This window comes from Pseudomonas khorasanensis (genome assembly GCF_014268505.2).
GTDB lineage: Bacteria > Pseudomonadota > Gammaproteobacteria > Pseudomonadales > Pseudomonadaceae > Aquipseudomonas > Aquipseudomonas khorasanensis.
Genome location: NZ_JABWQP020000015.1, coordinates 100,270 through 112,276, shown reverse-complemented (window position 1 = coordinate 112,276; position 12,007 = coordinate 100,270). Strand labels below are relative to the sequence as shown.

General features: G+C 60.5%; 10 protein-coding genes and 1 pseudogene. 5 read left to right on the top strand and 6 right to left on the bottom strand.

The annotated features are described in order from the left end of the window. Positions 1-1,257 (bottom strand): annotated as a pseudogene (locus HU727_RS23100) (type IV secretion protein Rhs); the annotation flags it as partial. A 196-nt stretch (positions 1,258-1,453) separates the two neighbouring features. Between HU727_RS23100 and HU727_RS23095 the strand changes: the two are divergent. Then, positions 1,454-2,044 (top strand): NUDIX domain-containing protein, encoded by a 591-nt coding sequence (locus HU727_RS23095; protein WP_186534349.1) that lies wholly within the window; start codon positions 1,454-1,456, stop codon positions 2,042-2,044. 1 nt (position 2,045) lies between these two features. On the opposite strand, the gene HU727_RS23090 is transcribed toward HU727_RS23095, so the two are convergent. Further along, complete coding sequence (locus tag HU727_RS23090; RefSeq protein ID WP_186534350.1) at positions 2,046-2,561, bottom strand: methylated-DNA--[protein]-cysteine S-methyltransferase; 516 nt, start codon at positions 2,559-2,561, stop codon at positions 2,046-2,048. Positions 2,562-2,711: 150 nt separating this feature from the next. Between HU727_RS23090 and ggt the strand changes: the two genes are divergently transcribed. Both ggt and HU727_RS23080 read left to right on the top strand, forming a co-directional pair. Next, entirely contained in the window at positions 2,712-4,439 is a 1,728-nt protein-coding gene (gene ggt / locus HU727_RS23085; protein WP_186534351.1) for a gamma-glutamyltransferase, read from the top strand. 65 nt (positions 4,440-4,504) lie between these two features. Next, positions 4,505-5,038 carry a cysteine hydrolase family protein gene (locus HU727_RS23080; RefSeq protein ID WP_186534352.1) on the top strand — a complete coding sequence of 178 codons (534 nt, stop codon included), beginning with the start codon at positions 4,505-4,507 and terminating at the stop codon, positions 5,036-5,038. Positions 5,039-5,273: 235 nt separating this feature from the next. On the opposite strand, the gene HU727_RS23075 is transcribed toward HU727_RS23080, so the two are convergent. After that, a complete protein-coding gene (locus HU727_RS23075) occupies positions 5,274-5,615 on the bottom strand; it encodes a DUF7693 family protein (RefSeq protein ID WP_186534353.1) in 342 nt (113 codons plus the stop codon). A gap of 161 nt (positions 5,616-5,776) precedes the next feature. On the opposite strand from HU727_RS23075, the gene HU727_RS23070 reads away from it, so the two are divergent. Continuing rightward, positions 5,777-7,222, top strand: coding sequence for a SulP family inorganic anion transporter (locus HU727_RS23070; RefSeq protein ID WP_186534354.1), 1,446 nt, complete (start codon positions 5,777-5,779; stop codon positions 7,220-7,222). Here the strand turns inward: HU727_RS23070 and HU727_RS23065 are convergent. Both HU727_RS23065 and HU727_RS23060 read right to left on the bottom strand, forming a co-directional pair. Further along, positions 7,190-9,421: a response regulator gene (locus HU727_RS23065; protein ID WP_186534355.1), complete on the bottom strand. Its 2,232-nt coding sequence runs from the start codon at positions 9,419-9,421 to the stop codon at positions 7,190-7,192. The genes HU727_RS23070 and HU727_RS23065 overlap by 33 nt on opposite strands. Positions 9,422-9,608: 187 nt before the next feature. Then, on the bottom strand, positions 9,609-10,127 hold the full coding sequence (locus HU727_RS23060; RefSeq protein WP_186534356.1) for a carboxymuconolactone decarboxylase family protein: 519 nt from the start codon (positions 10,125-10,127) through the stop codon (positions 9,609-9,611). Positions 10,128-10,258: 131 nt separating this feature from the next. Here HU727_RS23060 and HU727_RS23055 point away from each other — a divergent pair, with 131 nt between their 5' ends. Beyond that, positions 10,259-11,074: an AraC family transcriptional regulator gene (locus tag HU727_RS23055; RefSeq protein WP_186534357.1), complete on the top strand. Its 816-nt coding sequence runs from the start codon at positions 10,259-10,261 to the stop codon at positions 11,072-11,074. 3 nt (positions 11,075-11,077) lie between these two features. Here the strand turns inward: HU727_RS23055 and HU727_RS23050 are convergent, their stop codons facing one another. Continuing rightward, positions 11,078-11,971 (bottom strand): DMT family transporter, encoded by an 894-nt coding sequence (locus HU727_RS23050; protein WP_186534358.1) that lies wholly within the window; start codon positions 11,969-11,971, stop codon positions 11,078-11,080. Positions 11,972-12,007: the final 36 nt, after the last annotated feature.

Genomic DNA, 12,007 nt, shown 5'->3' with positions numbered 1-12,007 from the left:
ATGGCGCTCGAGTCGCGCCATGCCGTGGGATTTTTCCCGCGCGAGTGGCGCCGGATTCGGCACGTTCAGCACCACGGCGTCCGCCTGCCGAATGTTCAGCGCAATGGACGGCGTCGGCTTCAGCTCAACCTCGCGCGCATTTAACATCAATGGCTTCAAGGTGCTCGCGTGTTGCTTGAGTTCCGGCGTCGAAGTCAGTTCAGCCAAACGCAAAGCTGACGCCGCCAGCCAGTCGCGCGCCCGTGGCGATTTGATCTTCGCCAGCACTTTGCTGCTCAGGCGCAGCGGCACGCCGGCACCGCCCGCCACGCGCACCAACAGAAAGCTGATCAACAGCTCGGCCCGCACCTCGGCCACCACTTCCGCGAGATACTGCGGTGGCAGCATCTTCAGCCAACTGGTGAACGCGGCCAGGTGAATGAACAGCAACGGCTCGTCGCTGAGCATCAACAAGGCGTCGGCGATGGCCTCGCCGGAGGCCGCGAGCAGCGCTTCCAGCTCGGCCGCGCTGAGGTACTCCAGCAGTTTTTCGCTGTGTTCCTGCAGATCGGCGAGCAGGGCGAAGAGCTGCTGGATCTCCTCCCACAGGCCAGTGAGGGCTTTTTCAAAACCTCGCCAGTCGGCCTGTTGCAACTGCCCGTAACGATCCAGAAAACCGGCGCTGGAAAACTCTGTCCATTGCGGCTGAAAGCCTGTCCATTCGCCGCGCAACCAGGTTTCGAGACCGCCGATGACCCCTTCATAGGAGGCATACAGCGCTCGCACATGGGCGCAGGAAACATCAGGAAAGAAGGTGATGCGATAGCGCTGGCCCCGCTGGCAATCGGTCACCTGCAGAATCCCGCTCGAGCCGATGGTATGGCGCAGCGGTTCGCCGAAGGTCAGGACACCGCCGACATCGCTCAGCACCGGTTCAAGGATGACCGGCGTGTCGCCTATCGGCACAAAGCGCGCCGCTTCGAACAGATGCACCAGCGTCAGCGGGCCGTCGGCCGGACACATGACTACCGATGAACTGACGGGTGTCCGAGAGGCGATCGGCGCGCTCAGCTGCACGTCATTGCCGACCTTGAACACCTGCTCGATGTCCAGCGCCGTCCCGGTCCAGAACTGCTCGGCCCAGGCGTCGTACTGGTTCAGGCACAGCCGGAACTCGTCGATCAGCGCTTCGAAATCCGGTTGCCTGGGATTCAGGGCGGCCACCACCAGCAGACCGATGCTGTTGTTCAGGGCCAGTAGCCGATCGGGTTGAAACATTCGCAGTCGCTCGCGCACGTGGAAAAACAGGAGCGCGGACTTTGCGGGGGATCAAACAGGAAAGAAGTCGGGGAAGTAGGCGGTGTCTGTAGGACGGTTCGACACGCGTTGTAAGGCGATATAAGGTTTGGCTTTTCATCCCCGGAACAGAGCGTTTACGTCAATGGGCGCTCTCTATGAATAAAGGATCGATGCGATGTCCAACACAGCCGAACGGGTCAACATCGTCGACACGCAGGTGTTGTCCCACGACTGGTATCTGCTGAAGAAAATCACCTTCGATTACCACCGCAACAACGGCGAGTGGCAACGCCAGACGCGTGAGGTTTACGACCGTGGCAACGGCGCCGCCATTCTTCTGTTCAACCGCGAAAAGCGTACGGTGGTGTTGACCCGCCAGTTCCGCCTGCCGGTGTTCGTCAATGGCCATGACGGTTTGCTGATCGAGGTGGCGGCGGGCCTGCTCGAAGGTGCTGCACCTGAACAACGGATTCGTGACGAAGCCGAAGAGGAAACCGGCTATCGGGTGCATGACGTAAAAAAGGTATTCGAGGCCTACATGAGCCCGGGTTCGGTGACCGAGAAGCTGCACTTTTTCATCGCTGAATACGATGCGGCGTCAAAGGTCAGCGACGGGGGTGGACTGGAAGAAGAGACCGAAGAACTGGAAGTGCTTGAATGGGATTTTGATCAAGCGCTGGCCGCGTTTCAGCGCGGCGAAATCTGCGATGCCAAGACCATCATGCTGTTGCAGTACGCGGCGATGAATAACCTGTTTGATGCCTGAATCAGAACAGCTCACCCGTTTTGCCAAATGTCGACCACTGACCACCCTCAAGTGTCAGTAACCGCTCTTTGGCTTCAAGCCCACCGGCAAACCCGGTCAGTTTGCCCGACGCGCCGATCACCCGGTGACACGGCGCAACGATGGAAATCGGGTTGCGTCCGTTCGCGGCGCCGACTGCCCGAACCGCGGCAGGATTGCCGATTTGTACGGCGATCTGGCTGTAGGTGCGCGTCTCGCCGAAGGGAATGGTCAGCAACGCCGCCCAGACTTTTATCTGGAATTCGCTGCCAACAAATTCCAGGTCCAGATCGAAGCGATCCCGTGTGCCGGCGAAATATTCTTCTAGCTGCCGAGCGGTTTGCACGAGGATTGGCGTGTCGGATACCTCGTGCATCGGTCCGAGACGCACCCGGTTGGGTTTGTCGTTTTCCCAGAGGATGGCCACCAGTCGTGAGCCATTCGCGACCAGCTTCAACGCGCCGACCGGAGAGGGCAGGGTAATGAATGTGTACGACATGACGACGGCTCCGGATCTCGGCATTAATGCGGTCCAGCATACTGCCTGAACGCGCAGGCGCAATCCGCAAAGACGACCATACTGCTTGTTGCTCCCGAAACGTTCCCCTTCGTTTCGCTCAGATCCCGAAAACAAAAAAGAGACCGACTCATGAAGTACGAACCTTTGGCCAGAACGCTGATAGCGACCTCCCTGGCACTCAGCTGTCTCATGGCTCACGCGGCATCGGTGGCACCGGTTGCGGCAGAAAACGGCATGGTGGTCACCGCGCAGCATCTGGCAACCCACGTCGGCGTCGATGTACTGAAGAGCGGCGGTAACGCCGTAGACGCGGCGGTGGCCGTGGGGTACGCGCTGGCGGTGGTCTATCCCGCTGCGGGCAATCTTGGCGGCGGCGGTTTCATGACGATTCAACTGGCGGACGGGCGCAAGACCTTTCTCGACTTTCGTGAAAAAGCCCCGTTGGCAGCCACCGCCAACATGTATCTGGACAAGGAAGGCAACGTCATCCCAGAGCTGAGCACCCGTGGTCACCTGGCGGTGGGCGTGCCGGGCACCGTGTCTGGCATGGAGTTGGCTCTGAGTAAATACGGCACCAAACCGCGCAAGGAGATGATCGCCCCGGCGATCAAACTGGCTGAAGACGGTTTTGAACTGCAGCAGGGCGACGTTGAACTGCTGGAGTACGCCACCGACGTGTTCAAGAAGGATATGCGCGACTCCGGATCGATTTTCCTGAGTAACGGCGAGCCGATGCAGGTCGGGCAGAAGCTGATACAGAAGGACCTGGCGAAAACCCTGCGCACGATTTCCGACAAGGGCGCCGACGGGTTCTATAAAGGCTGGGTCGCCGATGCCATCGTCACGTCCAGCCAGGCCAACAAGGGCATCATCACCCAGGCCGACCTCGACAAATACAAGACCCGCGAACTGGCCCCGGTGGAGTGCGATTATCGCGGTTACCACGTGGTCTCGGCACCGCCGCCAAGCTCCGGTGGCGTGGTGATCTGCCAGATCATGAACATTCTTGAAGGCTATCCGATGAAGGATCTGGGCTTCCATTCGGCCCAGGGCATGCACTATCAGATCGAAGCCATGCGCCACGCTTATGTCGATCGCAACAGCTACCTCGGCGATCCGGATTTCGTGAAAAATCCGCTCGAGCATCTGCTGGACAAGAACTACGCGACCAAACTGCGCAACGCCATACAGCCGCAGAAGGCGGGCGTTTCGGCTGAACTGAAACCCGGCGTCGCACCCCATGAAGGCAGCAACACCACTCACTATTCGATCGTCGACAAGTGGGGCAATGCCGTCTCGGTCACTTACACCCTCAACGACTGGTTCGGCGCGGGCGTGATGGCCAGCAAGACCGGGGTGATTCTCAACGACGAAATGGACGATTTCACTTCCAAGGTCGGCGTGCCGAACATGTACGGACTGGTGCAGGGCGAAGCCAACGCCATTGCGCCGGGCAAGGCGCCGCTGTCGTCGATGAGTCCGACCATCGTGACCAAGGACGGCAAAGTGGTCATGGTCGTCGGCACGCCGGGCGGCAGCCGGATCATCACCGCGACCCTGCTGACCATACTCAATGTCATCGACTACGGCATGGGCCTGCAGGAAGCGGTCGACGCACCGCGCTTCCATCAGCAATGGATGCCGGAGGAAACCAACCTCGAAGACTTCGCCGCCAGCCCGGATACGCGGAAGATTCTCGAAAGCTGGGGCCACAAGTTTGCCGGCCCGCAGGACCCCAACCACATCGCCGCGATTCTGGTCGGCGCACCGTCGCTGGGTGGCAAACCGGTTGGCAAGAATCGCTTCTATGGCGCCAACGATCCCCGGCGCAACACTGGGTTGTCACTGGGTTACTGAGTGGAGTAAAAAGGGGCGGGCTCAGGTCCGCCCCAATCTCAAGGACTGATCAAGGAAGGCTTCCCATGACCACCGCATTACTGATCATTGACGTCCAGCAGGCCCTGTGTGCCGGTGAATACCAGTGTTTTGAAATCGACCGAGTGATCGCCACGATCAATGATCTGAGCCGCCGCGCCCGCGCGGCCCGCGTCCCGGTGGTGTTGATTCAGCACGAAGAAAAGGACGGTGCATTCGTTCACGGAGCGGACGGCTGGCAGTTGGCCGAAGGCCTGGAAACTTCCCCACAAGACCTGCGCGTGAGTAAAACTACCGGCGACTCTTTCTACCAGACCGAGCTGGGCAAACTGTTGCCCGGCGAAGATTTCGAGCGACTGGTGGTCTGTGGTCTGCAGACCGATTACTGCGTCAACGCCACCGTGCGCAGCGCCCATCAAAAGGGCTACGACGTCGTCGTTGCACAAGACGCGCATTCGACGGTCGACAACGGCACCATGAGCGCCGAAGACATCATCGCTGAACACAACAAGGATTTCGCCGCCCTCACCAGTTCCGTGGCTCGGACCGATATCAAACCGGCAGCGGCAATCGACTTCTGAACCGGACGCCAAACCTGTAGATACGCGATTCACGATCAAGCTTCTTACTGATCGTCCCCACGCTCTCGTGGGAACGCCTCTTCCGACGCTCCGCGTCGGCTCTGGGACGCAGAGCGTCCCTTGCTGCATTCCCACGCGGAGCGTGGGAACGATCAGTACAAGGGGTCGCTTTTCTTCAATGGGATGCAGTCAACTGTGAGTGCGCCTGCATTGGGTATGACCGCGTGAAAACCGATCAGTCGCTCGCCCTGGAAATGATGCCCTGAGCCTCGACTCGCTGCGCCTCACGCAGCAACCGCTCAATCTGCGCCAGTTCCCAGGTACTGAGCAAACTCACCGGGTCAGTGCCATAGCGCTGCCAGGTGTCCAGCGACGCTTCGTCCCCGGCGCGGTTGCGGGCGTGTTCACAGTGATGCAAACGTCCCTCGGCAAAATCCAATAGCAAACGCCAGCCCTCGATCTCGACGGCGATCAGTCCAGACTCGGGCATCACTTCGCCGATGTCGAACTCAAGTACACCCAGCGCCGCCTCGCGCAGGCGTTGACACACTTCACGGGCGGACAGAGACGCTGGCATGGCGGGACTCAATCAAATGAACAGGCCCGCCAGCATAAAGCCCGAGCCAACCGGTGTCAGCGATTCACTGGCCCGATCCGGAACAATTCCGTAACATTCTCCTCCCTCTTTTTTCGCGAACATCCGCGGCCGTGCCCGGCGGTCGCTCAGTCAGGTAAACCATGAAACCGATTCGTCTGCGCGCCGATGTCCTGGCCGGACTCACCACCTCGTTTGCCCTGTTGCCCGAATGCATTGCCTTCGCGCTGGTGGCGCATCTCAATCCGCTGATGGGTCTGTACGGCGCCTTTATTATTTGCACGCTGACGGCGTTGTTCGGCGGTCGGCCGGGGATGGTCTCTGGTGCGGCGGGTTCGATGGCGGTGGTGATCGTCGCGCTGGTGGTGCAACACGGCGTGCAGTATCTGCTGGCGACGGTGCTGCTCGGAGGCTTGATCATGATGGCGTTCGGGCTGTTGCGGCTGGGCAAACTGGTGCGCATGGTGCCGCATCCGGTCATGCTCGGTTTCGTCAACGGCCTGGCAATCATCATTGCCCTGGCGCAACTTGAGCATTTCAAAAGCGGTGAGCACTGGCTCAGCGGTACGCCGTTGTACCTGATGGCCGGTCTGGTATTGCTGACCATGGCCATCGTTTACATCCTGCCGCGCCTGACCAAAGCCGTGCCGCCGGCCTTGGTGGCTATTCTTGGCGTCGGCCTGCTGGTCTATCTTTTCGGTCTGCCGACCCGCACCCTCGGTGACATGGCGCATATCGCCGGCGGCCTGCCGACTTTCGCCTTGCCAGACATTCCGTGGAACCTCGAGACGCTGCGCATCATCTCGCCTTACGCGATTCTGATGGCGTTGGTGGGCCTGCTGGAAACGCTGCTGACACTCAACCTGACCGACGAAATCACCGAAACCCGTGGCTACCCGGATCGCGAGTGCGTGGCGCTGGGCGCGGCGAACATGGTTTCGGGCGCTTTCGGCGGGATGGGCGGTTGCGCGATGATCGGTCAGACCGTGATCAACTTAAGCTCCGGCGGACGCGGACGCTTGTCAGGTGTGGTCGCTGGTGTGCTGATTCTGTTGTTCATTCTGTTTCTGTCACCGCTGATCGAGCGGATCCCGCTGGCCGCATTGGTGGGGGTGATGTTCGTGGTGTCGCAGCAGACGTTCGCCTGGGCTTCGTTGCGCGTGATCAACAAAGTACCGCTCAACGATGTGCTGGTGATCATTGCGGTGACGACCATCACCGTGTTCACCGATCTGGCCACAGCGGTGCTGTGCGGGATCGTCATCGCCGCGCTGAATTTCGCCTGGCAGCAAGCACGCGAGCTGTATGCCGATGAACACCTGGAAGCCGACGGCAGCAAGCTCTATCGCCTGCACGGCACGCTGTTCTTCGCCTCCACCACGCCGTTTCTCAATCAGTTCGACCCGGCCAACGATCCGGCGAGAGTGACGCTTGACTGCCGACACCTAAGCTTTGTCGATTACTCGGCGGTTGCCGCGTTGAAAACCCTGCGAGAACGCTACGCCAAGGCCGGCAAGCATTTACAGGTGTTTCATCTGTCGGAACGCTGCAAGAAGTTACTCAAGCGCGCCGGCGTCGACCACGACTGAGGCCTTCGGCGCTGCGTCGTTGAGCCAGGTCTTGCCGAGAATCCGCGAGACCTGTTCGGCGGAGTAGGGCTTGGCGAGAAACTCGAAACCTTCGTAGCCGCTGCGCGCCAGTTCTTCGCTGTAGCCGGAGGTCAGAATCACTGGCAGATCGGGGCGGCGCTGGCGCAGTTCCTTTGCCAAAGCGACGCCGGTGATCCCCGGCATGACCACATCGGAAAACACCGCATCGAAGGCCATTGCATCGGGGCCCGCCAGTTGCAAGGCTTGCTCGGCGTTGGTCGCCCATGCCGTTTCATAGCCCAGATCCTGGAGGATCTGATTGGCGAAACGGCCGACGTCCACGTTGTCCTCGACCACCAGTATCCGGCGCTTTTCGCACGCTGCATGCACCTCGCCGTCATCCGCCGTTTCGTCCGTTTCCACGTCGGCCGCCGGCACTTGCGGCAGGTACAGGGTGAACTCCGTGCCGAGACCGAGCACGCTTGAAACATCGACGTTGCCGCCGGATTGTTTGGCGAATCCGAAGACCTGCGACAACCCCAGTCCCGTGCCTTTGCCGACATCCTTTGTGGTGAAAAACGGTTCGAAAATATGTTCGAGGGTGTGCGCGTCAATACCGCCACCGGTGTCTGCCAAAGCAATCGACACAAACGGGCTGCTGGAACCGGCGTGGCCGCGAATCGGTGGTAGCGGTTTGCTGCATTCCAGGCGCAATTTCAGTTCGCCCTGACCGTTCATGGCGTCGCGGGCATTCAGCGCAATATTGATCAATGCGGTTTCGAACTGGCTCAAATCGACGCGGATGTAGCAGGGGTGTTCCGGCCGTTCGACGCACACGTGAATTTGCGCACCAGTCACCGATTCGAGCATTTCGCCGATGTTCGCCAGACGTTCGCCGGCATCCACCACTTGTGGGTTGAGTGGCTGGCGCCGGGCGAAGGCGAGCAACTGGCTCGTCAGTTTGGAGGCGCGCTCAACCGTGTCGGAAACCGCGCGCATGTAGCGCTGGCGGCGTTCCTCCTGCAGGTTGGGCTGGCGCAGGAAATCCACTGAAGAGCGAATGATGGTCAACAGATTGTTGAAGTCATGGGCCACCCCGCCGGTCAGTTGACCGATGGCTTCGAGCTTCTGCGACTGGCGCAGCGCCGATTCGGCCTGGGCCAGGCGCAGGCTGCGCTCCTCGACCCGTTGTTCCAGCGTGGCATTGAGTTCGGCCAGAGCCAACAGGCCCTCGCGCACATTGGCATCGGCGCGCACTCGCTCGATGTGCGCCCAGCAGCGCTCAGTGACTTCGCTCAGCAGGGCCTGTTCGAAGCTCGACCAGACCCGCGGCACCTTGTCATGAATGGCCATTAACGCGGTGAGTCGACCCTCCTTGAGCAGCGGCACGCAAATGGTTGCGGTAATCCCGATGGCCTGAAAGGTCGCTGACTCTTCAGGGGGCAATTCGCTGCGGTTGTCATGGATAACCAGCGGTTTACCGGCGCGCAGCAGCTCGACGGCTTTCGCCCCGAAATCGCGCAAGCGGTAATGACCGACGATGCTCGGCGAACCCGGCGCAGCATGATCGCCGCGAATGGTGAAGCCATCTTCGTCGGCGTCCATGTCGGCATAGGCGCAGTTGGACAGGCGTAAATGCTCGACCATCAGCCGTGTACTCGCCGCGAGAATGGTTTGCGCGTCCGTGGCATTGGCCACGGCGTTGCCGATGGCATCCAGTACCCCCAGCCGTCGATTGAGATAAACGGTCTGGGTGGTCTCGGTGACGGTGTCGATCATGCCGACGACGTTGCCCAAGGGGTCGCGAATCGGGCTGTAGCAGAAAGTGAAAAACGCCTGCTCGGGGCCGTTGCCACGCTCGATCTGCAAGGCAAAGTTCTCGATGTACGTAGCCTGGCCGGCGAACGCCGCATCGGCAATCGGGCTGATTTCGTGCCACGCCTCTTTCCAGATGTCGCTGAACGGGCGCCCCAGCGCGTGAGGCTTGTCGCCCAGAATCGGCACGAAAGCGTCGTTGTACAGTGTGATCAGTTGCGGACCCCAGACGATTGCCTGAGGGAAATGCGAAGCGAGACTCAGCGAGACAGTGGTCTTGAGTACATCGGGCCAGTGTTCCAGCGGGCCGAGTGGCGAATTCGCCCAGTCGTGACGGCGGATCTGCCCGGCCATCTCGCCGTTGTCTTGCAACCAGTCTGTCATGGAGTTCGTGCTTTTCCGGGCATCTGTCTGAGACAAAGACCTTCGTGCAGGGTGTTTGGTTTCAGCACACCAGACACTTGTTTGCACTGCAGATTCTTTTAGCGTCCATCATCGCAGCAAAAACGCCAGGCGGCGAAAGAGCCAGACCCTTCGCCACCTGTTTTTTTTGCAGATTTTGAACCAGTGCTCAGGCATCGATGGCCGGGAAATCAATGTCGGTCAACGCGGTGTTGTTCAGGTAGTTGGTCAGCGTCTGAACGGCTACCAGCGCAATGACTTCGATGATCTTGCGGTCGTCGATTCCGGCGGCACGGGCGTCGGCCAGTTGCTCATCGCTCAAGTGGCCACGGGTTTGCGTCAACTGTTGGGCGAGGGCGGCATAGGCATTCAGTTCGCCCTGACGTGCCGCGGCGATGTCCTGGGCCGACAGCCCGGCCTTGCCAGCAAACAACGTGTGCGCCGCCAGGCAGTAATCGCAGCCATTGACCTGCGAAGTGGCGAGATACACCGCTTCCTTTTCCTGGGCGCTCAGTGAGGTTTTGCCGAGAATGGCCGAGGCTTGCAGATAAGTGTCGAGTGCCACTGGCGCTTGGGCCAGAGTGGTGAAAACGTTGGGCAGGAAACCGATTTTTTTCTGTATGCCTTCCAGTACCGGGCGGGTGGCGTCGGTGGCGGCGTCGAGGCTGATTGCAGTGATGCGGCTCATGGTGATGCTCCAAATGTCCGTTGCGAAGTGCAGCGGGGATGGAGAGATCTTAGGGAATGGCGATGGCGTATTGGCGCCAAATCGTCGAGGATATGCGGCAGATCGTCCAGATATGCCCTCGGGAGTCGCCTATGGATCGCCTTTCTACGTTGCTCAGTCATTTCGGCATCAATGCCGGGACCTTTCACAGTGGCGCGTTTTGCGGGGTCAGCATTCACGAGGGCGAGCCGGTCGGGCATGTGCACGTTTTGCAGGCGGGGGCGTTACTGCTCAAACCGGGCAACGAGCGGGAAATCCGTCTGGAAGAACCTTCGCTGATTTTCTTCCCCCGGCCCTTTGCCCATCGGATGTTTGCCGACGAGGCAATGGCCACTCAAGTGGTCTGCGCCTCGCTGACGTTCGACGGGGGTTCGGGCAACGCCCTGGCGGCGGCGTTACCCGATTATCTGGTTTTGAAACTCACCGATATTCCAGAATTGCGCAGCACCCTCGATTGGCTGTTCAACGAAGCGTTCGAAGGTCATTGCGGGCGGCTGGCGGTGATGGATCGCCTGTTCGAATTGCTGGTGATTCTTCTGCTGCGCCACCTCATCCGCAGTCGTGATCAACAACCGGGAATGATGGCCGGGCTGGCTGACCCGCGCCTGTCGCGCGCGCTGAACCTGATTCACGAGCAACCGCAAAAGCCCTGGAGCGTGGCCGATCTGGCGGCCACGGCCAATCTGTCCCGCGCCGGTTTCGCCGAGCAGTTTCGTCGCGTGGTCGGGCAGACCCCGGCCGACTATCTGTTGAGCTGGCGGGTCAGCCTGGCGCAGAAGCGCCTGCGGGAGGGCAAGCCGATTGCATTGATCGCCGAAGAGGTCGGTTACGAAAGCCCGTCGGCGCTGGCTCGGGCTTTTCGGCGCAAGACCGGGCTCAGCCCCCGGCAATGGAAAACCGCACATTGAGCGCTACCGGGCGAATTTTTTCGCCCCGGCCACACATCCGATCACCCCCAGCGTCACGGCGAGCATGCCCAGACTAACGTGCTCATGCAGCAAACCGGCCGCCAGCGCCAGACCAAAGAACGGTTGCAGCAATTGCAACTGACCGACCGCCGCAATTCCGCCCTGGGCCAGGCCTCTGTACCAGAACACAAAACCGATCAGCATGCTGAACAACGACACATAGGCCAGGCACACCCAGGCCGGCCCACTGATGGGGCCGAACGAGGCGGGCGCCAGGTACACGCTCAATAGCGCCATCAGTGGTAACGACAGCACCAGTGCCCAGCAGATGACCTGCCAGCCGCCAAGTGTCCGCGACAGCTTCGCGCCTTCGGCGTAACCGAGGCCGCAGACCAGAATCGCCGCAAGCATGAGCAGGTCGCCGGTCGGCGAGGCACTCAAGCCTTGGGCCAAGGCGAAGCCCACCACTAAAGCGCTGCCCAGCACCGAGAAAATCCAGAACACGGGGCGTGGCCGCTCGCCACCGCGCAAGACACCGAACAACGCTGTAGCCAGCGGAAGTAATCCGACAAACACAATCGAATGGGCCGACGTCACGTGTTGCAACGCCAATGCAGTAAGCAACGGAAAGCCAAGCACCACCCCCAGCGCCACAATCAACAACGACAGCCACTGGTGGCGCGCCGGCCGGCGCTGGCGAAACAGCCACAACAGGACGCCGGCCAATACCCCGGCGATGGCCGCGCGTACGACGGTCAGAAACACCGGATCAAACTCCAGCACCGCCAGCCGCGTGGCCGGTAGCGAACCGCTGAAAATCAGTACGCCGATAAAACCGTTGATCCAGCCGCTGGTTTTTTCCAGCGCCGGATTGCCCGGGGTCGAGGTTGTGTCCATGTTGGTCGCACTCGGAAGAGGTTGTGTTGCAGCGAT

What these genes read in the sequence shown, in the direction of transcription:
- HU727_RS23080 (WP_186534352.1), top strand. Translation starts at nt 4,505, where the DNA reads ATGACCACCGCATTACTGATCATTGACGTCCAGCAGGCCCTGTGTGCC.
- HU727_RS23060 (WP_186534356.1), bottom strand. Translation starts at nt 10,127, where the DNA reads ATGAGCCGCATCACTGCAATCAGCCTCGACGCCGCCACCGACGCCACC.
- HU727_RS23070 (WP_186534354.1), top strand. Translation starts at nt 5,777, where the DNA reads ATGAAACCGATTCGTCTGCGCGCCGATGTCCTGGCCGGACTCACCACC.
- HU727_RS23095 (WP_186534349.1), top strand. Translation starts at nt 1,454, where the DNA reads ATGTCCAACACAGCCGAACGGGTCAACATCGTCGACACGCAGGTGTTG.
- ggt (WP_186534351.1), top strand. Translation starts at nt 2,712, where the DNA reads ATGAAGTACGAACCTTTGGCCAGAACGCTGATAGCGACCTCCCTGGCA.
- HU727_RS23090 (WP_186534350.1), bottom strand. Translation starts at nt 2,561, where the DNA reads ATGTCGTACACATTCATTACCCTGCCCTCTCCGGTCGGCGCGTTGAAG.
- HU727_RS23065 (WP_186534355.1), bottom strand. Translation starts at nt 9,421, where the DNA reads ATGACAGACTGGTTGCAAGACAACGGCGAGATGGCCGGGCAGATCCGC.
- HU727_RS23075 (WP_186534353.1), bottom strand. Translation starts at nt 5,615, where the DNA reads ATGCCAGCGTCTCTGTCCGCCCGTGAAGTGTGTCAACGCCTGCGCGAG.
- HU727_RS23055 (WP_186534357.1), top strand. Translation starts at nt 10,259, where the DNA reads ATGGATCGCCTTTCTACGTTGCTCAGTCATTTCGGCATCAATGCCGGG.
- HU727_RS23050 (WP_186534358.1), bottom strand. Translation starts at nt 11,971, where the DNA reads ATGGACACAACCTCGACCCCGGGCAATCCGGCGCTGGAAAAAACCAGC.